Origin of the sequence: Nonomuraea sp. NPDC004580 (assembly GCF_040609855.1) — a bacterium.
Lineage (GTDB): Bacteria > Actinomycetota > Actinomycetes > Streptosporangiales > Streptosporangiaceae > Nonomuraea > Nonomuraea salmonea.
Genome location: NZ_JBEXLH010000009.1, coordinates 1 through 18,621 on the forward strand (window position 1 = coordinate 1; position 18,621 = coordinate 18,621).

At 72.0% G+C, this 18,621-nt stretch carries 16 protein-coding genes; 5 read left to right on the forward strand and 11 right to left on the reverse strand.

Features of this window, described 5'->3' with window-relative positions; translation table 11 throughout:
* The 4 genes from ABZW11_RS12340 to ABZW11_RS12355 form a co-directional block, all read right to left on the reverse strand.
* On the reverse strand, positions 1–188 hold a 188-nt coding region (locus tag ABZW11_RS12340), incomplete at its 3' end, for a hypothetical protein (protein WP_355415553.1).
* Positions 189–202: 14 nt separating this feature from the next.
* Positions 203–2,605, reverse strand: a complete 2,403-nt coding sequence (locus ABZW11_RS12345) for a hypothetical protein (RefSeq protein WP_355415555.1) — start codon at positions 2,603–2,605, stop codon at positions 203–205.
* A 52-nt stretch (positions 2,606–2,657) separates the two neighbouring features.
* Positions 2,658–2,813 (reverse strand): hypothetical protein, encoded by a 156-nt coding sequence (locus ABZW11_RS12350; RefSeq protein WP_355415557.1) that lies wholly within the window; start codon positions 2,811–2,813, stop codon positions 2,658–2,660.
* A gap of 72 nt (positions 2,814–2,885) precedes the next feature.
* Positions 2,886–5,813: a LuxR C-terminal-related transcriptional regulator gene (locus tag ABZW11_RS12355; protein WP_355415559.1), complete on the reverse strand. Its 2,928-nt coding sequence runs from the start codon at positions 5,811–5,813 to the stop codon at positions 2,886–2,888.
* A gap of 503 nt (positions 5,814–6,316) precedes the next feature.
* Between ABZW11_RS12355 and ABZW11_RS12360 the strand changes: the two genes are divergently transcribed.
* Positions 6,317–6,778 (forward strand): DUF2690 domain-containing protein, encoded by a 462-nt coding sequence (locus ABZW11_RS12360; RefSeq protein WP_355415561.1) that lies wholly within the window; start codon positions 6,317–6,319, stop codon positions 6,776–6,778.
* Positions 6,779–6,782: 4 nt separating this feature from the next.
* Here ABZW11_RS12360 and ABZW11_RS12365 read toward each other — a convergent pair whose 3' ends face one another.
* The 4 genes from ABZW11_RS12365 to ABZW11_RS12380 form a co-directional block, all read right to left on the reverse strand.
* The gene (locus tag ABZW11_RS12365) at positions 6,783–7,643 is read right to left on the reverse strand and encodes a helix-turn-helix transcriptional regulator (protein WP_355415563.1); all 861 of its coding nucleotides are present in this window, start codon (positions 7,641–7,643) and stop codon (positions 6,783–6,785) included.
* A gap of 234 nt (positions 7,644–7,877) precedes the next feature.
* Entirely contained in the window at positions 7,878–8,150 is a 273-nt protein-coding gene (locus ABZW11_RS12370) for a hypothetical protein (protein WP_355415565.1), read from the reverse strand.
* Positions 8,151–8,155: 5 nt separating this feature from the next.
* Positions 8,156–8,695 carry a hypothetical protein gene (locus ABZW11_RS12375; RefSeq protein ID WP_355415567.1) on the reverse strand — a complete coding sequence of 180 codons (540 nt, stop codon included), beginning with the start codon at positions 8,693–8,695 and terminating at the stop codon, positions 8,156–8,158.
* A 173-nt stretch (positions 8,696–8,868) separates the two neighbouring features.
* The gene (locus ABZW11_RS12380; protein ID WP_355415569.1) at positions 8,869–11,577 is read right to left on the reverse strand and encodes an AAA family ATPase; all 2,709 of its coding nucleotides are present in this window, start codon (positions 11,575–11,577) and stop codon (positions 8,869–8,871) included.
* 412 nt (positions 11,578–11,989) lie between these two features.
* Between ABZW11_RS12380 and ABZW11_RS12385 the strand changes: the two genes are divergently transcribed.
* Both ABZW11_RS12385 and ABZW11_RS12390 read left to right on the forward strand, forming a co-directional pair.
* Positions 11,990–12,715, forward strand: a complete 726-nt coding sequence (locus ABZW11_RS12385; RefSeq protein WP_355415571.1) for an ABC transporter ATP-binding protein — start codon at positions 11,990–11,992, stop codon at positions 12,713–12,715.
* Positions 12,712–14,025 (forward strand): FtsX-like permease family protein, encoded by a 1,314-nt coding sequence (locus ABZW11_RS12390; RefSeq protein WP_355415573.1) that lies wholly within the window; start codon positions 12,712–12,714, stop codon positions 14,023–14,025. The genes ABZW11_RS12385 and ABZW11_RS12390 overlap by 4 nt, the downstream gene beginning before the upstream one ends.
* Before the next feature lie 385 nt (positions 14,026–14,410).
* On the opposite strand, the gene ABZW11_RS12395 is transcribed toward ABZW11_RS12390, so the two are convergent.
* Genes ABZW11_RS12395 through ABZW11_RS12405 form a run of 3 tightly spaced genes read right to left on the reverse strand, consistent with a single transcriptional unit; the run spans position 14,411 to position 16,115 of the window.
* On the reverse strand, positions 14,411–15,115 hold the full coding sequence (locus ABZW11_RS12395; protein ID WP_355415575.1) for an SDR family oxidoreductase: 705 nt from the start codon (positions 15,113–15,115) through the stop codon (positions 14,411–14,413).
* On the reverse strand, positions 15,112–15,657 hold the full coding sequence (locus ABZW11_RS12400; RefSeq protein WP_355415577.1) for a hemerythrin domain-containing protein: 546 nt from the start codon (positions 15,655–15,657) through the stop codon (positions 15,112–15,114). The genes ABZW11_RS12395 and ABZW11_RS12400 overlap by 4 nt, the downstream gene beginning before the upstream one ends.
* A complete protein-coding gene (locus ABZW11_RS12405) occupies positions 15,654–16,115 on the reverse strand; it encodes a carboxymuconolactone decarboxylase family protein (RefSeq protein WP_355415579.1) in 462 nt (153 codons plus the stop codon). Before ABZW11_RS12405 ends, ABZW11_RS12400 begins: the two co-directional genes overlap by 4 nt.
* Before the next feature lie 515 nt (positions 16,116–16,630).
* On the opposite strand from ABZW11_RS12405, the gene ABZW11_RS12410 reads away from it, so the two are divergent.
* On the forward strand, positions 16,631–17,533 hold the full coding sequence (locus ABZW11_RS12410) for a LysR family transcriptional regulator (protein ID WP_355415581.1): 903 nt from the start codon (positions 16,631–16,633) through the stop codon (positions 17,531–17,533).
* Positions 17,534–17,765: 232 nt separating this feature from the next.
* A complete protein-coding gene (locus tag ABZW11_RS12415; protein WP_355415583.1) occupies positions 17,766–18,275 on the forward strand; it encodes a GNAT family N-acetyltransferase in 510 nt (169 codons plus the stop codon).
* Positions 18,276–18,621 lie beyond the last annotated feature (346 nt).

Genomic DNA, 18,621 nt, shown 5'->3' on the forward strand with positions numbered 1-18,621 from the left:
AGGCGAAGGGCCTGGGCGACCGCGTCGAGTACCTCTTCCGATACGCCGTTGATGTTGGGGCAGGCCGCGCTCGTGGCGGGCGGCGCGGCGGTCGCCGCGGCGGATGTCGTGAGGAGGGTCAGCGGGGCGATCGTGGTGAGCAGCATCGCCGCCACGCCCCCGAGCGTCGTCCATCGATAAGTGCGCATGTCAGGTCTCCCGGTCAGCCGGCGAGCCGGTAGGCACGGATGTTGGTCTGGGTGACGGTGCTGCCGTCACCGGCCCGCGCCTTGACCCGCAGTGACACCCAGCGGACCGGCTCGGAGTACTCCGGATGTGTGATCGGCGCGGTGAAGGTGCCGTCGCGCCTGGAGGTGGCGGTCTTCGGAGCCGACCAGGTCTTGCCGTCGTCGTACGACACCTCGACCGTGGCCCGCACGCCGGTGGGCCGGGCCTGGTGCTCCTGGCGCGAGACCCGGAACGCGACGTCGAACCGCCGCCCGGCCCTGGCCCGGGAGTCGAGGTCGAGCGACAGGTCCCAGTGCACGAACAGCAGCGGCAGGAAGGAGCATGGGCGTGTGGAGTCGGCGCACTGCACGGTACGGGGCAGCCTGGCGGCGGCGTCACGCGGGCCGCTGCGGAAGGTCCACTCGGTACGGCTCGGCGACTGGGGACTGCCCTGGGCGGCGAAGTCCCACACCAGGCGGTAGTCTGCCGGGCGCGGCGCCAGCGGCAGCGACAACGGCATGGGCCGATAGGGCCGGTAGCCGCCGGCGCCCAGGTCGAAGGCGAGCTTGCCGTCCCGGTAGAACGTGGTCCGCGACGCGGCGTACGCCTCCGACGTCGAGTGCAGCGGCGCCGAGTCGGCGAAGCCGTTCAGGTAGACCGAGCCCAGCGAGCCCTGCCGGCACGCCAGGCAGACCTGCAGCAGCGGTTCGTCCACCTTGCTGCTCGGGCCGCCGATGCCGAGCAGGGTCTCCTGCACGTAGGTGGCGGCCGCCGACGGCGTGCGGGGGCCGAGGTTCCACACCTCTTCGATCGTCTGGCCGGGGCGCAGCCTGCGGCGCTCGCCGAGGATGACCTCGTTGGTGTCGGCGGACATGACGTGCTGCCAGTACGTCTCGCCTGGCCTGGTGCTGTAGACGTAGTCGACGCGGTCACCGGCGGCCGGCAGGTAGCCGTGGCTCGCGTCGGACCACCCCCATGGCAGGAACACGAAGGACCCCCGGGTCACAGGTCCTGGCGAGGCGGCGTCGGAGGCCGTGTTGTAGAGCGTGGAGCGCACCGTGGCCAGCTCCGACTTCCTGACGACCGGCGTCAGTTCGCGCGGGACGGCGTCGCCGTAGGCGAACACCAGCTTGTACGTCGCGCCCATCTCGGGCCCCGAGTCGGCGTTCTCGGCCAGCAGCGTGAAGCCCGTGAACTTGAAGTCGCCCTTCTTGACCCGCTTGGTCGGGGTGACGTAGAGGTCGGGGTTGCCGGTGACCGGGTCGGAGTAGGTCTTCCAGATGAAACCCGCGAGCAGTCCCGAGGGGCCGATGCCCGTCTCGTCTCCCGCGGCGCTGGTGCGGACGAACGACAGGGATTCGGAGCGGATCAGCGGCGCCCGCGGCAGCGAGGCCAGCTCCGGCCGGTAGCGGACCGCCTTCCTGGCGTCCAGCACCACGCTGGTGTCGGCGCCGACCCGCACCTCGGGCTCGATCACCAGGGCCGTCTCCGACGTGAGGTCGGTGGCCGGGGCGGTGAGCACGCTGGCCATGATGCTGTAGGTGCCTTCCGGCACCATGAACGACTTCTTGCCCTCACCCGGGTAGGCGAAGGCGAAGGTGGCCAGGGCTCCGTCGCTGACGTTCTGGACGGCCCCGATCATCGTGCCGGGCGTGCCGTCCCTGGCGATGGAGTCGACGGTCAGCATGTAGTAGCTCAGCTCCCCGCCGGCCGCCTTGGCGGTGGGCGCGTCGGCGGGCTTGTCGCTGGCCAGCGGCGAGGGCGGCGGCTCGGGAGCGCCCGCGGGGACGGCCAGCTCGATCCGCTCGATTCCGGGCAGGGTGCCGACGGCGTCGCCCTTCGCCGCGCGCCAGGTCTCGGCCAGCAGCCTGCCGAGCGCCGGGGCCTCCTTCTTGGTCACCGTCGCGGTGGCCGCGCTGCCGGCGGCGGCGGTGACGCTGGTGCCGGGCAGGGCTTCGGCCTGGGCACGACCGGCCCGTACGGTGACCGGGAGGGTGTCGCTGTGCTCGTCGTCCAGCTTGGCCCGTACCAGGTAGCCGACGTTGAACAGGCGCAGGTCGATGGTCTTGCCGAGGTAGGGCACCGCTTCTGACGGCACGACGTAGGTGTCGCCGCCGAGGGTGAACTGGGAGAACGTGCCCCCGGCCGGGCCGCCGCCGGGGAGCCTGCTGACCTGCTGGCCGCCGCGCTCGTCGATGTCGACCTGGAAGCGGTCGCCGGTCAGCAGGGTCACCGTCGAGGTGCTCGCCTCAGGCGCTGCGGTGGCGGGTCCGGTGGTGTGGGGGGTGGGGTCCCGTGGCGGGGCCGCCGCGGCGGGTGCGGCTCCCGCCGCCAGCGCCAGCGCCAGGCCGGCCGTGACCAGGAGGCGTGCGGAGCCTAACCGGTGGTGGATTGTCATCTCTGTCCCGCTTTCTGACCGCGCCTGTACGGCAGGCGCACGACGTGCTGGTTCACAGCGGCTCGTGTGCGCCGTCGGGCGCCGGCTCGCTCAGAGGGCCCTCATCAGAAACGGCATCCGGCTCGACGTCGGGTTCGGCGTCGGGCACTGCATCGGGCACTGCATCGGGCACTGCGTCCGGCTCGACGTCCGGTTGATCGTTGGACATGAAGATCATGATCAGGTGGACCGGCCGACGTCGCGAGTCGGGAAATCACCCAATTAATGGGGAAAAAGCGATCTATGTCGGTGCCTCGTCCAGCAGTCCGTCGGCGGCGGCCGTGGTGACCAGGGCGGTGCGCGTGGTGACCGACAGCTTGCGCATGGCCGCGCTGAGGTGGCGCTCCACCGTACGCGGCGACAGCATCAGGCTCTCCGCGATGCGCTTGTTGGTCCATCCGAGCGCCACCAGACGGACGATCTCCACCTCACGCGGCGACAGGCGGTCACCGTACCCCTTGCGCCCGCCGCGCCACGGCCTGGCCACCTCGACCCCTTGCTCGCGCAGCAGGTGAGCGACCCGGTCGGCGTCCCAGCGCGCGCCCAGCGCGGCCAGCTCCCGCTGGCTCTCCTCCAGCACCGTCAACGCCCGCTCGCGCTCGCCCGCGTCGAGCAGCCGGCGGCCCCGGCGCTCGGCGGCGAGCAGCGCATCGTACGGGCGGGGCAGCGCCGCCCACATCGCCGAGGCCCTGGCGAACAGGCCCGCCGCCTCCCCCGGGTCGGCGGCGACCATGGCCTGGCAGGTCACGACCGCCGCGGCGGCGGCCGGAGCGTCACGCCCCGCCATCCCGGCGGAGAAGGCCGCCGCCAGGCGGGCCCGCTCGTCCGTCCGCCCGACGGCCGGCAGCGCGTCCAGGTGGACCGGCAGCAGCTCCGTGGCCCACAGCCACACGTCCTTGCGGGCGATCATCTCCAGCATCGGTTCGGTGATCTCCAGCGCGGCCTCCGGCTCGCCGCGCGCGAGCAGGATCCTGGCCAGCGCCACGTCGGGGAAGATGAACGGGTCCGCGTGCCCGCGCGCCAGGCTGGCGGCGAGGACCTCGCGCAGCCGCTGCTCGGCCCGCTGCGGTGCGCCGCGCGCCAGGTCAAGGCAGCCGAGGATCATGCGAGCCTCCAGGCGGGTCGCCTCGTCGGCCGTCTCCGAGCCGGCCAGCTCGGCCGCCACGTCGTCCAGGCCGTCCCAGTGCCCGGCGTGCCACGCCAGGTGCGCCCGCGCCAGCCTCAGCACGTCCTCGATCCGGCGGTAGCCCGCCCGTTCCACCAGCGCCGCGGAGGAGTCCAGGTAGGCGCGGGCGTCGTCGTGCCGGCCCCATAACGTACAGAACTGACCGGCCATCAGCCGCCCCCGGGCGATCTCCTGGCGCTCCAGGCGGCTGTCCCCGTCGGTGGGAAGGGCGCGCGCCACGCGCCAGCCGTCCTCCTCGCCGAGGCAGAGCAGCGCCGCGGCCTGGTTGGACAGGAACGCGGCCCGCTCGACCGGCAGGCGGACCAGCGGGAAGAGCCGCTCCGCCCGGCCGGCCCATTCCAGGTGGCGGGCTCGCGGCCAGGCGCGGATCATCGGGTTGGCCAGCAGGAGCATGGCCTGGACGGCGAGGTCGGGCCGGTCCGCCAGATCCGGCATGGCGGCCTCCAGGCCGGCCATCGCGGCCTCGAACTCGCCGAGGTGAAAGCGGAGCCGCCCCAGTCTCAGCCCGAGCTCTCCCCTGGCCTCGGCCGGCAGCCCGGGATGCGCGAGCGTCTCCTCCAGCGCGGCGCGCACCCGCTCCCCCAGCCCCAGCAGCGGCTCGGCGGTGACGGAGACGGCCGCGCCGAGCCGCCTGGCCAGGCGGACCAGGCGCTCCACCGGGTGGTCGGCGGCGGTCAGCAGGTCCAGCATCATGGCGACCGTCGTGTGGCCGTCGCCCGCCTCCATGGCGAGCTCGGCCGCCGCCTCGGCGTAGCGGCACCACTCCTCGACGTCGCCGGACTCGCGGAAGTGGCGGCACAGCCGTACGACGGGAGGGTGCTCGCCCTCGCTCAGGGCCAGGGCCGCGCGGTGGTGCAGCCGGCGGCGCGCCGGGATGGGGGTCGCCTCGGCGACCGCGCGCGAGGCCAGAACGTGGTTGAAGCAGAACGCACCCCGGCCGGACTCGCGCAGCAGGCCGGAGGCGAGCGCGACGGCCAGGCCGTCCTGGACGGCGGCCTCGCCGAGGTCCGCGACCGCCGCGATGAGCGCCTCGCCGGCGGGCGCCTCCAGCACGGCGGCGGCCTCCAGCACGGCGCGGGTGGCCGGGTCGAGCCGGGTCACGCGTTCCAGGACGGAGTCGCGCACCGTGGGCGGCACGCGCAGCTCCTCGGTGATGCGGCGGCGCCAGCCGGTCTCTGAGCGGAAGATGTCGCGCCGGGCGCGCAGCAGGCGTACGGTCTCCTCCAGCGCGAGCGGGATGCCGCCGGTGTGCTCGTGCAGGAAGGCCGCGAAGCGGTCGGACACGTCGGCGGTCGCGAACATCGACTTCACCAGGGCGCCGGTCTGCGGCACGTCCAGCGGCTCCAGCGCGATGCGTTCCCAGGACATGTTCCTGGGCGGGCGTGAGGTCAGGCGCAGCAGCGGCGAGCCCTCGCCGACCTCGAGCGGCCGGTAGGTGACCACGATCGAGCGCGCGGCGCCACGCGAGGTGGTGAGGGTGAGCAGCCAGTCGAGCGTGGCCGTGTCCGCCCAGTGCGCGTCCTCGACCACGAGCACGTCCACGCCGAGCGCGTCGATCAGCTCGCCGAGCGCGCGGAAGAGCCGGTGGCGGGTCTCCTGCGGGTCGGGCAGCGCCTCCAGCGCCGGCGGCAGCCACGCCGCCCACTCGGGGAACAGCGTGCGCAGCGCACCGGCGAGCGGGCTCAGCGCCAGCTCGCCCAAGTGGTCATCGAAGACCCGCAGCCCGTCCACCACCGCGCCGAGCGGGAACGGCTCCCGCAGCGGCGGGCAGGCGGCCATCAGCACGGTACGGCCGCGTAAGGCGGGATCGACCAGGCACTCGTCCAGCAGGCGGGACTTGCCGATGCCGGCCTCGCCCTCGACGAGCACGAGGGCGTCCTGTGACACCGCGGCGACCATCGCGGCCATGGCGTCGTCGCGGCCGATGAGCGCCGGCGGGAGCGCGTCCGAGGGCGACCTGCGCCGAACGTGAATTTCGTTCACCCCTTTAAGGTGTATATATCACGTCCGAACCCACAAGGGGCGCCGCGAACAGCCCATCCACGACGTCGCACGGCGCGACGCCCTTGACGCTCTCAACGAGGTCTACGAAGCGGTCACCCCGGCAGCCGTCGTCGTGGAATCAGCCGGCGATCGCTCACCCGGCTGTGCACTCCGGGACCGGCCCAGCGCGGTAGCGCAGCGGGATGTGCTGCCCCTGGGCGCCGGCCATGGAGCGGGCGTTCACAGGACAAAGGGCATGTCGCTTGGGGACCGTCGTCGAGGTGCCCTCTCCACGACGTAACGCCCCCACAGCCGACGACGACGCCGTCGGCGTCCACGTCGGCCTGGTCGAAGAACCCGGCCCGCACAGCCCGGAATCTGAGGCGAGCCGGTCGTTCTCGGCGAATGTTCGATTGTTCACGGTTGTTCGGGCGGCCTTCCTCGTGGCGGGCGGACAGGGAAACCTCAAGGTCACGTCCCCCACACCTCGAAGGAGGAAGAGCATGTACCGAGCCCTCACGGCCGTCACGCTGGCCGCCGGCCTGCTCCTGACCGCGTCGGCGGCGTACGCGCAGCACGACCCCGGCCGCAAGCGGGACACCGCCTCGGCCGAGCGCGAGCGGAGCATCGGCTCGGCCGCCAAGGAGTCGAAGCCGACCTGCCGCGGCGAGCGGTGCGCCGGGCTGGACCCGATCGCGCAGGGCTGCCACCACGACGGCCGCACCACCTACCGCCTCACCACCCGGTACGGGCACCTGGAGCGCCGCTACAGCCGCGCGTGCGACGCCTCGTGGGCGCGGATCACCAGGAGCACCCCGGAGACCTGGTTCTACGTGCAGACCTGTTACGACTCCTACGTCAGCACGTACCGGGTGCCGGGCGGCTACGACGACGCCTACACCGACATGGTGCCCGGGTCCCGCGGCATCCGGGTGGGCGACCGCCACCGGCACGGCCCCTGCTGACGTCCTACGCGCAGCGGGTACGGGCGACGGGGCCGTCGCCCTGCGGGGTGCGTACGTACGCCTCGGCGTAGACGCAGCCCTGGGTGGTCATGAGCATGTTGCCGTAACTGGCGGACTCCTGGCCGCTGAAGGAGCTGGGCGCGTACACCTGATCGGCGGTGCGGTAGACGGCGATGTGCACCACCCGGCCGGAGCCGTGCGGGCCCAGCACCTGGCCCCAGCTCGCCCGGCACGACGGTTGGTGGCGCAGGCGCAGGCGGCCGAACTCGGTGCCCTGCGGCAGCCGCACCGGCACGTCGTCCAGGGTGATCACCGTCGCGGCGACGTCCGGGGAGCCGCAGCCGGTACGGATCGGGTCCATGCCGTCGCGGGGGTCGTCGGGGTCAGGAGGCAGCACCTCCGTCAGCTCGCGCCACTCCCCCGTCCTTTCGGGCGGGGGAGCCGCGGAGGAGACCGGCTGCCGGCCGGGGATCAGCACCCGGACCAGGACGCCGAGGAGCACGGCGACGACCAGCCCTCCGCCGATCAGGGCGTAGAGCCGCCGTCGGCGCGCGGGCGGCCGGGGCACGGGCTCATCCGCGGGGGCGGTGGGTTCGCTGTCCTTCACAGAGGCGGCGTTGGCGGCCAGCCAGTCGGATCGCCAGCCGGCCGGATCCTCCCCGCACGCTTGGACGAACGCCTCCGTCACCTCCCACGACGGCGGCTGATCCCCCGACTCCGCCTTGGACAGGGTGCTGGGCGCGTAGCCGGCCTTGTCGGCCAGCCGCCGGATGGTGAACCCCCGCCCGGCCCGCAGCTCGCGTAATCGCAGGGCGAAGCGCTCGGCTTCGGTGGAGCCGTCGAGTGGCTTCTGCCGTCGGCCCATGCCGTCCCTCCCGTGCCGATGCCGCGGGCATCTCCGATCTTCCTCGAACGGCGGCCACAAGCAAACCCACCCTGTACGAAATACCACCAATGACCAGATTTGTAGTGGATTGCGATGTTCATTCTGGCGTCACCGACCATCCGAAACGCATTCATCGGTGATCGATGAACTCCCCGCATGCCGGTAGTGCTCGGGCCCCGGTTTCCCGGGGCCCGAGCACTTCGGCGTCCGCGTTCACGCGACCATGAGGTAGGCGAAACGTCCGTTCGGTCTGACCTCGATCCGGACGTACGCCGTCGGCACCCCGTGCCAGATGGTCGTCGTGCCGCTGAGGTTGTACACGGTGCCATTGGCGTAGAACGGCGGGTCCGCGCCGTACCGGCGCCATTCGACGGTCACGAGCCCGTCGCCCGGCCGGTGGGTGAGGTTCATGGCCCCGAAGCTCGGGCCGTTGTACAGCGCCGTCCATATGGAGGGGTCGCAGAGTGCGTACTGGGTGGTCGACATCGGGATCACTGCTCCGGCGTCGGTGTCGCACCGGCTGGCGTGGACCGTCGCGCCATCAGCGCCGAGCTCTCGGCGCGGCACCGCAGCAGCGCCATGTAGAGCCGCTCCGCCAACTCGCCCGGGTGGTTGATCGGAAAAAACTCTTCGGGGACGTACCGGCTTATCGCCGCGGCGGTGATGTGGTGCCCGGCGGCGCTGAACTTCTCGCCGGGCAGCAGGCGGGCGATGGTCGCGTGACTCGTGATGGGATAGACGACGCCGTTTTTCTCCGCCAGCTTCACCGCCAAGGCGCAGATCCTGAGTTCGGGGACGACATGCAGGGTCAGATCCAGAACGTCGAAGTCGGCCGGTTGGAAGGTGATCTGTTCGCCGGGGAGTTTCCAGTTGGCGGGAGTCTGCTGCGACAGACCGCTGGGGAGGGGCGCTGGATCGGCCGAGGCCGGCCTCGCGGTCACCGCCGCAAGGCCGATGGCTCCGAGCCCGGCGGCCGTGCCCGTTCTGATCATGCTGCGGCGGGGCATCGATCCGCTGCTGTCTTTCTCCATGTTTCTCCTTGAAATCGGTGCCATGGTGCTCTCAGACGCAGGTGCCTACCGCGCGAGACAGACTCGCGAATTCGATGAGCGCCTGACGGGGCCTGCCGGATCAACGGGTGAGTTCGGTACACCCAGGATCGGATCGGGCCGCTCACGCGGGCATCGGGGGAACCACGGATGTTTTAGGGCGTCGCACCGCGCCGAATGAGGTCGCGGCGGGACATGCGCAGCTTCGTGTACACCCTGCTCAGGTGAGTCTCCACGGTTCTGACGGTGATCGACAGCCGTTCGGCGATCTCGGCGTTGGTGAGTCCTTGGGCGGCCAGGGTCGCGGTCCGGGTCTCGGCGGGGGTCAGCGCCTGGGGGTCAGTGGTACGGCGGCGGCCGTCGGCGCGGCGGAGTTCCTCGTGCGCCCGTGCGGCCAGCCACCGTGCCCCGGCTTGGGCGGCCGTGGCCGCTGCGTCGGCGAGCATCGGCCTGGCCCGCGCGGGCCGGCCGGTCCGACGCAGCCAGGCGCCGTAGAGGAGCTGGGTCTCCACCTTCTCGAAGGGCTGGTCGGTGGTGTCGTGCAGGGCGAGGGCCGTCGCGAACTCGGCCTCCGTCACGGCGGGGTCGTCGGCCAGGAGGGCCCGCCCGGTCGCGGCCGCGATCCGCGGCCAGACGCAGGGCAGCGAGGCCGAGACCGCTTCGAGCCGCGCGACCAGCCGCTCGGCTGACTCGCGCCGCCCGGTTCTCGTGTACGCCACGGCGGCGTCCCGCGCGAAGGGGACCAGGCACGGTTCGAAGATGCCGACCCGCTGGGTCGTCTCGTCGAGCAGGTCGAACTGCGCGCAGGCCGTGGCGAGGTCGCCCTCGTGGAGGGCGCGGCGGCCCCGGACGTACCAGACGACGATCAGGGTGCCGACGTCGCTCAGCTTCGACGCGCTGTGCTCGACCTGGGCGCAGCGTCGCTCGCACTCCTCCAAGTCGCCCGACAGCAGCAGGAGCCAGGTCTGGGCGGCGGCCACGTAGCGCTCGGAGATCGGGGCCAGATCCTTGACGGCCCGGGCCTGCTCCACGCTCGCGAAGGCCTCGCGGAGCCGGCCGACGCGCACCAGGAACTCGGCGCGGGAGGCGTACAGCATGCTCAGGGTGCCGATCGCCCCGGCGCACTCGGCGGCGGCGATCACCCGGGTGAACGCCTGCTCGCACTCGTCGAAGCGCTCGGCCCACTTCGCGGCGAAGGCGTGGTTGCTCAGCGCCCCCCAGGTGCCCTGCACGTCGGTCAGCTGGGCCTGCGGGTCTTCCTCGATCTCCCGGGCCGCCCGCACGACCTCGTCGAGTCCGGCCAGGTCAGCGCCGAGGTAGGCGATGTAGCCGTGTGCGGAGGCGACCTTCCGGCGCAGGGCCGCGCCGACGCCGGCCGCATGTTCCCTGGCCTGGTCCCGGGCCCGGGCGGCGAAGGGGAGCGCCCGGCTTCCGTGGATCAGGTGCTGGAAGTTGGCGTGGTCGAGCAGCGCCTCGACGGCGATCGAAGGGGCACGCTCGGCGGCCAGTTCGGCGGCCCGGTCGAGGTCGCGTTCGGCCTGTCGATGGTCGCCGGTGAGGAAACCGGCGCGGCCGGCCATCCAGGCGGCCTGCGCGGCGGTTTCCACGTCGGCGGCGGGATGGCGGGAGACGGCCCCGAGCAGCGCGACCGCCTCAGCGGCCCGGCCGACCGCCATGAGGGCCTGGCCTGCGGCCAGCCCCAGCCCCGGGTCGGCGTGGTCTCCGGCCAGGCGATGGGCGCCCGCCAGGTAGCGCGCGGCCGTCTCGGTCGCGCCGGCGGCCAGCGCGTCGCGGCCGACCCGTTCCAGCGCGGCGACGGCATGCCGGTCGCCGGCCAGGTTCCCGCGCAGCGCGTGCTCGGCCGCCTCGGCCCGCGACCCCCGCCGCATCAGCAGGGCGAACGCCAGCGCGTGCAGCCGTAAGCGAGTCGAGGTCGGCATCTCCTCGTAGAGGATCTGCTGGAACAGCGGATGGACGAACTCGACCCGCCCGCCGGGAGCCTCCCGCAGGAGGCGCCCCCGCTGGAGACCCGCGACGGTGTCGTCGCCCGCCTCGGTGTCCAGGCCCGCCAGCTCCAACGCCGCCCCTGGATCGAACGACAGCCCCAGGACGCTGCCCGCCCGCGCGCAGCGCATCGCCTCGGGCGTCGCCCCGACGAACCGCCGGACCAGCAGCTCCCGGCCCGCGAGATCGGGCGATCGCGTCTCCAGCGAGCCCAGGTCCGCGCCGTCGGCGAGCAGCCGCGCGACGTGGTCGAGCAGCAGCGGGTTGCCCGCGCACATCGCCCACACTGTGCGCGCCATCGGGGCCGGCAGCTCGTGGCCGGTCCGCCGGGCGAGGAAGGCGGCGGAGGACCGCTCACCCAGGGGTTCGAGCTCGACCGTGCGCGCGCACCCGCTCTCCTCAAGGTCCCGCGCGAGGTCCAGAGCGGCGGGCGGCCAGGCCCGCAGGGCCGCCACGACCGCTGCCCGGGAGGCGGCCAGGCGGCGGCACAGGAACGCCAGCAGCGTGAGCGAGTCGGCGTCGGCCCAGTGGAGATCGTCGACGACCAGCAGCACAGGATCGCCCGACCACGACACCAGGGCCTGCCACATGCGGTGACACCGGCCCGCCAGGGTGTCGGCCGGCTGGTCGCCGGCACCGAGAGCCGCCAGGGCCTGAGTCATCACATCGAAGGGGACCCCCGACGCGATGGGCGAGCCGTGGGCGCGTCCGACGTGGAAGCCGGCGTCGGCGATTCCGCCGAGCAGCCAGCTCTTCCCCATCCCGGCGTCCCCGTGGACGAACACCGCCCCGCCACGTCCCGCCCGGGCCTCCGCGAGCCGCTCATGAATGGCGTCGGCCGCAACCATCCGCTCCCGCACTATCACAGTGTCGCAAAAACGCAGGAAGGATTCCCTTGCACCGGTGGGGCTTGCCCCATGAACATGGACCCCGATTTCAGGCAGCAGGACTTCAGGCTATCTGCCGACTTCTCGTAGGCGATCGGGCTGAGCTGCCGGCCGAGGGCGTCACCCGCTGCCTGGCCGGCGTGCAGGTCCTGCTGCTCCGGGCCCGGCTCCTGGCCAGCACGGGCAGCTCGGTCCGGACGCGACAACGTCCCGCGTAGATCGACCGGCTGTTGCCGGGCCGCGGACTCAGGCAAGCTCAGCAGGCACTCTCGTTCGTCGCTGTCACGCCGTGGCGTGAGATGTCAGGGGCGTGCAAGAAGCCTCAGGGGCTGATCAGGGAGATGCCGGATGGGCGGGGTGCACGTGTTGCGGCACGCTGCTGATCATGATTGATCATGCGGTCCTCCTCGAGGAAGTGACCAGGACATATGGGAAAGGCGCTACCGAAGTGGCTGCGCTACGGCAGGTCAGCATCGGGTTCCCGCGCGGTAGTTTCACTGCGGTGATGGGCCCGTCGGGGTCGGGCAAGAGCACGCTACTGCAGTGTGCGTCGGGGTTGGACCGGGCGGATTCGGGGGCGGTGCACATCGCCGGACAGGACATCACCCGCTTCGGGGAGAACGAACTGGCGGTGCTGCGCCGCGACCGGGTCGGCGTCATCTTCCAGGCGTTCAACCTGGTGCCGTCGCTGACCGCCTGGCAGAACGTGATCCTGCCCAGCAGCCTGGCCAGGCGGCGGGCCGACCCGTCACGGGTGCGCGAGTTGTTGCACCGGGTCGGGCTGGCCGGGCGGGAGGGGCATCGACCGGCGCAGCTGTCCGGGGGCCAGCAGCAGCGGGTGGCGATCGCCCGCGCCCTGCTCGGCAGGCCGGAGGTGCTGTTCGCCGATGAGCCGACCGGGGCGCTGGACCGCCGCACCGGACATGAAGTGCTGGCGCTGCTGCGGGAGGCGGTCGACGCGTTCGGTCAGACGGTGGTGATGGTCACGCACGATCCGGACGCGGCGGCCCGGGCCGACAGCGTGCTGTTCCTGACCGACGGGCGGATCGTCGACGTCCTGGACAGGCCCTCGGCCGACCAGATCGGCATGCGGCTGGGCGGCCGCCGGTGACACTCGTCCTGGCCTGGAACAACGTACGGACCAATCCGATGGGCTTCGCCGCTTCGTTCGCGGCGGTGGTCTTGGCCGTGATGCTGATCGGTGGCAGTGGCCTGGTGGTCACCGGCGCGGCCACTCATGAAGAGTTGAACGGCGTCATGGGGTTGCTGGTGCTGTCGTCCGCGGTGTCGGGGTTCGTGTCGGTCTTCGTGGTCGCGGGCATGCTGAGCCTGCACGTGCTGCGGCAGCGCAGGACCTGGGCGCTGCTGCGGTCGGTCGGCATGACGCCGCGTCAGGTGAGCCGGCTCATCACGGCGGAGGCGCTGGTGGTGGCCGTGCTGGCGGCCGTGGCGGGCTGCCTGCTGGCCGTGCCGTACGCCGTGCTGATGGCGGCGTTCATGCGGGCTACCGGGTTGGCGCCCAGGGGCGTCCCGGTGGAGGTCGCGACGGGGCCGTTCATCGTGGCGCTGGTGGTCGGGCTGGCGGTGACGCTGCTGGCGGCTCGGGTCGCGGCGCGCAAGGCGGTAGGTGTGGGCCCGCTGGAGGTGTTGCGGGAGAGCGCGGCGCAGCGGCGGCTGCTGCCCTGGCCGCGGGCGGTCATCGGGGTGTTGGCGCTGGTGGCGGGCGTCGTGCTGTTGTGGCTTGTGCCGCAGGTCGAGCCGGCGAACGCGGCGCCGACCGCGCTGGGGGCGACGATGGTGCTCTGCGTGGGCGCCTCCGCGCTGGGCCCCGTCGCGCTGCGCGGGATGGGCTGGTTGCTCGGAGCCGTGGTGGCCCGGCTCGATCCGGGGGCGGGGATGCTGGCCAGGTCCTCCCTGGTCGCTCAGCCGCGCCGCGCGATGTCGGCCGCATCTCCGGTGATGTTGACCGTCGCGCTGGCGTGCACCTTCCTGTTCACCGTGGCGACCACCGACGCGGCGGCGGGCGTCATCCGTACCGGGCCGTCGGCATGGGTCGCTCCGGCGCTGGTGGGGTCGGCGGTGCTCTACACCGTCCTCTCGGTGCTCAACGCGACCGCCATGACGATGGCCGAACGCGCCGATGAGATCCGGCTGCTGCGGACCGTGGGGACCAGGCCGCGGCAGCTCGCCAGGGTGGTGTGCTGGGAGACGATGATCGTGACGTGTGCAGGGACGCTGCTTGGAACGGGCATCGCCGCCGCTTCGCTCACCATGCTCGGCAAGGCCGCGACCGGCGAGCTGCGGTTCGCCTACTCGCTGCCGCAGTACGCCGGGCTGGTGCTGGTCTGCGCGGTGAGCGGCCTGGCGGGAGGACTGGCCGCCACCCGGCGGGCGCGGCGCGGCGCCCTTCTGCCCGATTGAGGTCCAAGGCGTGACGCCGTCTTCGCGCGGATCGTCATGCTGCCGCCGGAACGGCAGGCTCTGTCCGGGCTCGCCATGCCTGCCTTCTCCGCACCCGACGGGATCGTGCGCGCCTACCACGTACAAAAAAAATGACCTCTGGGTTCCCGCGCCCTCAGGACACGTGGGACACGCCCCTTGTGGCCTGCGATCTAGTGCTTCTTCCCGCCCGGCCGAGCGATGACCCCGGTTCGCTGCAACGGGCCGAGAACCTGATCGAGCGGACCGTACGCGCCGTTGCGCGGTGCGGTCCAGGCGAAATAGATGTCCGTTCTCAGCATGTTGCCGCCGGCTTCCCGCCGGCGGCGGGAGCGGCACTGATCAGGATCGGCTGTTGCCTCCGGAACTACCATGGGAGGGGACCCTCGTGCTGGACGAAGGCGGCCGTGGGGCCGTCGGAGCCGAGCAGCGCCATGTCCACGATCGGTGCGGCGCCCTCCTCCGGACTTTTGGTCCCCGCGTTGTGATTGATGTCGGTCCTGACCCATCCCGGGTCAACGGCGTTGACCTTGATCGGGGTGTTCCACAGTTCCTTGGCGTAGGCGATGGTGATCATGTTGAGGGCGGCCTTGGCGGAGGTGTAGGCCAGGTTGAGCATCGGCCAGAGCGGATGCCCCTGGTCCAGGGCGCGGCCGAGCGAGCCGCGCTCGCTGGAGACGTTCACGATGCGCCCCGCCGGCGAGCGGCGCAGCAGCGGCAGCATCGCATTGGTGACCTCGATGACGCCGAACACGTTGGTCTCGTAGACCCTCCTGGCCTCCTCGGCCGTGGTGCCGCTGGGCGGGCCGTCGGGGACGGTGATCCCGGCGTTGTTGATCAGGATGTCGAGCCGGCCGTGCTCCCGCCCGATCCACGCGGCCGCCGCCCGGACGCTGTCCGGCTCGGTGACGTCGAGCCGGACGTACGGCAGGCCGAGTGGCCCGGCGGCCTCCTCGCCCCGTACGGTGTCGCGGGCGCCGAGGATCGCGGTGACGCCGTTCTCGGAGAGGAGCTTGGCGGTGGCGTGGCCGATGCCTCTGGTGGCGCCGGTGATCAGCGCGATGGTGGTCATGGTGTGGTGCTCCAACGTTCTGGGCCGGTCTGCGCCGCGTCGGCGGCGGTCAGCCGGGTGTGGAGATGGGCGAAATGCGCCCACTGGGGTGGGGTGATGGTCTGCCGGAGCAGCGGGAGCGCCGCATGCTCCTCATGCGCCAGGTGCCCGGTCAGACCCGTGACCAGGGAGTCGGTCAGGTCGCCGAGCGCGCCTGGCCCGGCGTCGGCAAGGGCCTGACTGGGCGCGGCCACCTGCTCGTCGATAACCTCGATGAGCAGGTGGAGCGCGGTGTGCTCGGCCTCGATCGCCTCCAGCAGGGCCAGGCTGTCCGGCCGGTGGGCCAAGGCGTGGCGCAGCGGTGGCCACAGCGCCTTGTCCTCGGCGGCGAAGTGCACGCGCAGCGCGTGTTTGAACGAGCGCCAGCCAGCGGCGGTGCGCAAGACGCGGCGGGGGTTCCGGCCGCCCCGGACGGTGAGCCGCGCCAGGGAGGTCATTTCGCCGCGCAGCCTGTCGTGCGCGGCGAACATCGCCGCCATGCCCGGCGCGTCGGTCCAGGTCACGTCCAGGTGGCACCGGCGGGCTCTTTGATGGCGGCATTGAGCCTATTGAACAGGTTGGTCACGCCGATGAGCAGGAGCAGGGCGGAGATCTGCTTCTCGTCGTAGTGGTCGGCGACCAGGTCCCACAGCTCGTCGTCCACCGCCTCGCCGGAACGGTCCGCCAGCCGGGTGACCGCCTCGGTCAGCTCCAGCGCGGCCCGCTCGGCGTCGCTGAAGAACGGCGCCTCCCGCCAGGCGGCCACGCCGGCGATCCGCTCGACGGTTTCCCCGGCCTTGACCAGGGCCTGGGTGTGGGCGTGCACGCAGGCGCCGCAACCGTTGATCTGGCTCGCCCGCAGGCCCACGAGCTCCTGCACCTCATGGGAGATGCCGCCCTCGTTGACCGCCTTGAAGATCGCACCGATGCCCTTCATGCCGCCGGGCAGCACGTAGGCGGGGTTGGTCATCCGTGCACGCATAGTTGATTCCTTCCACGGAGGTGATGTTCGGCAGAGTTCGGCACACACCGGCGTGCTTGCAGCCGTGAACGCGGTGCCGGCGGCCAAGGTGGCCGGCACCAACCCTCGTCGAAGGCGCCGATCCCGATCAACACAAACTTCGCGGGCCTCCCGATAACGCACCAGTTATGACGGCAGGTGGCGCCTCCGCACCGCCTTCAGATGTTCTTCGTAGCCGTCCGTGCCGGCGTGCCCCTCGCACCAGCACGTGCGGCAGGTGCCTGCCGGGCCCGCCGCCTACGATCGGGGACGCCTCCCGCCCACGTAGCGGCCGGCCCAGGCCGCCCACCCGATGACCGCGGTCCTGCGCGACGCCGTAGCCTGGGCTCTGCCGACGCCGCTGTACGTGCGCATCATCCCCGAGACGATGTCGTGGCGACCCTGACGATCTAGGGTGACCATCAGCTGCTCCGGTGGCACGGTCGGCCGTCAGCGCCGTGCCGGTAACGGGCCCGTCATGACAGGAGAGAGCGCCGGTGGAAGTGCGGGACATCGAGATCTTCCTGACGCTGGCCGAGGAGTTGCACTTCGGCCGCGCGGCCGAACGGCTGCACGTGTCCCAGGCGCGGATCAGCCAGGCGGTCAGCCAGCAGGAACGACGCTTGGGCGGCGCGTTGTTCGACCGTTCCAACCGCCGGCGCATCCGCCTGACCCCGCTCGGCCGGCAGCTCCGCGACGACCTGACGCCTGTCTATGCCGGCTTGCGTGACAGTCTCGAACGCGCCCGCCTGGCCGCCCAGGGCATCACCGCCGTACTGCGGGTCGGCATGCTGCCCCTCAACGTGTACGACCTGCGCGTCTACTGGGACACCTTCCGCGCCCGCCATCCCGGCTGGCGGCTGACCATCCGGCACCCGGCCTTCAGCGACCCCTTCGGCGCGCTGCGCAGCGGCGAGGTCGACGTCCTGGTGGCCTGGCTGCCCATCGAGGAGCCCGACCTCACCGTCGGCCCGGTCCTCTACGCCGAGCCGCGCGTGCTGGCCGTCGGGGCCGGCCACGAGCTGGCCGGGCGTACGGCGGTGGCGCTGGACGTGGTGAGCGACTTCCAGCACCCCGACGTCGAGTCAAGGCCCGACTACTGGTTCGACAGCTACGTGCCCTCCCACACCCGTAACGGCCGCTCGATCCAGCGTGGCCCCATGGTGCGCAACACCGAGGAGATCCTCAGCCTGACCAGCATCGGCGAGATCGTCACCTGCTTCCCGGCCCACATGGCGCGGTACGGGGCTCGGCCCGGCATCGTCTACCTGCCCATCCGGGACCTGGACCCCTTGCCGTACGCCCTGGTCTGGCGCAGCGAGGCCGAGACCGGCCTCATTCGGGCCCTCGCCCGGATCGTCCGCGAGCTGGGGCCTCACACCAGCACCGGCAGCTCCTGAAGCGGGGCAGCGTCGGTGTGGGCCGTCGAGCCTCACCGAGTCTGCACGCGGCCCGCGATCTGTCCCGTCTTCGGACACCAGCTCCATGCCCTCCGACTGGTAGGGGGCGACGTTGCGGCGTCCGTCCGCGAGCTTCCGGTTACCATCAGCTACTCGCGGCTGGTGGAACGGACCGCTCGGAGGACCATGAACGCGTTGCCATGCTGTTGTGTTACTTGGCATCCTCACACCGGTGATCGATGCCCACCGTCCCATCAAGGCCACCGTCGCCATCCCCGTTACCGTGCGCGACCTCCTGCCCCGTGACCTGCCCGCGTGCACATGGTCGGGATCGGCCGGCCATCTGCGCCATGTGGAACAGGCGCTGGCGCGCGCCGCGAAGGGAGAAGTGGACTATCTGGCGGTATGCACTCCCATGAACCTGCCAGTCGCCATCGGCGGCGTCGACTACCAGCTCAGTGAGGGGGCCGGAACGCTATGGCAGCTCGCCGTGCTTCCGGCGCTTCAGTCCCTAGGCCTGGGAACGCTGCTGATCCAGGCCGCCGAACAGCGCATCGGTAACCGCGGCCTGCGCAGGGCGGAACTCGCTGTCGAGGAGAACAATCCTCGAGCTCGCGCCCTGTACGGACGTCTGGGCTATGTCGCCTGTGGCCGAAAGTCGGAGGCATGGGACGAGGAAGCACCGGACGGCTCGATCCGTCGCCACGAGACCATGTGCGTTCTCATGCGCAAGGATCTATGAGGCTTCTGCTCGGCTCCGGCGATGAGCCCCGAAGGAGGGCGTGGCAGAAAGCCACAGCGGGTGAGGTCGGCAGTGCCCGCCACCGGTTTCGGTCCGGGCTGTTCCTGGGTTCCTCAAGCGGTTCGTCGAACTCGCGCGGAACTCGGCCTCACTCCGCCGGCCAGGCCCGACACCGGCATCGTTCGGCGGCGTCCTCATGGGTCTCGCGGGTCATCGGCGGCATGGTGGTCCTCTCCAGTCGGCGCCAGGCGACGGAGCCGGCCTGACGGCCGCAAGCCGCGGCGGGGGGCGCGGCCGGGCCCGCGGCCCGGGCCAGGGCGGCGGCGCGGCCACAGCGGCGGGCGAC

Bases quoted from the DNA above. Each gene is read 5' to 3' on its own strand.
- ABZW11_RS12345 (WP_355415555.1), bottom strand. From the start codon at position 2,605: ATGACAATCCACCACCGGTTAGGCTCCGCACGCCTCCTGGTCACGGCC.
- ABZW11_RS12350 (WP_355415557.1), bottom strand. From the start codon at position 2,813: ATGTCCAACGATCAACCGGACGTCGAGCCGGACGCAGTGCCCGATGCA.
- ABZW11_RS12360 (WP_355415561.1), top strand. From the start codon at position 6,317: ATGTACCGAGCCCTCACGGCCGTCACGCTGGCCGCCGGCCTGCTCCTG.
- ABZW11_RS12365 (WP_355415563.1), bottom strand. From the start codon at position 7,643: ATGGGCCGACGGCAGAAGCCACTCGACGGCTCCACCGAAGCCGAGCGC.
- ABZW11_RS12370 (WP_355415565.1), bottom strand. From the start codon at position 8,150: ATGTCGACCACCCAGTACGCACTCTGCGACCCCTCCATATGGACGGCG.
- ABZW11_RS12375 (WP_355415567.1), bottom strand. From the start codon at position 8,695: ATGGAGAAAGACAGCAGCGGATCGATGCCCCGCCGCAGCATGATCAGA.
- ABZW11_RS12385 (WP_355415571.1), top strand. From the start codon at position 11,990: ATGATTGATCATGCGGTCCTCCTCGAGGAAGTGACCAGGACATATGGG.
- ABZW11_RS12395 (WP_355415575.1), bottom strand. From the start codon at position 15,115: ATGACCACCATCGCGCTGATCACCGGCGCCACCAGAGGCATCGGCCAC.
- ABZW11_RS12405 (WP_355415579.1), bottom strand. From the start codon at position 16,115: ATGCGTGCACGGATGACCAACCCCGCCTACGTGCTGCCCGGCGGCATG.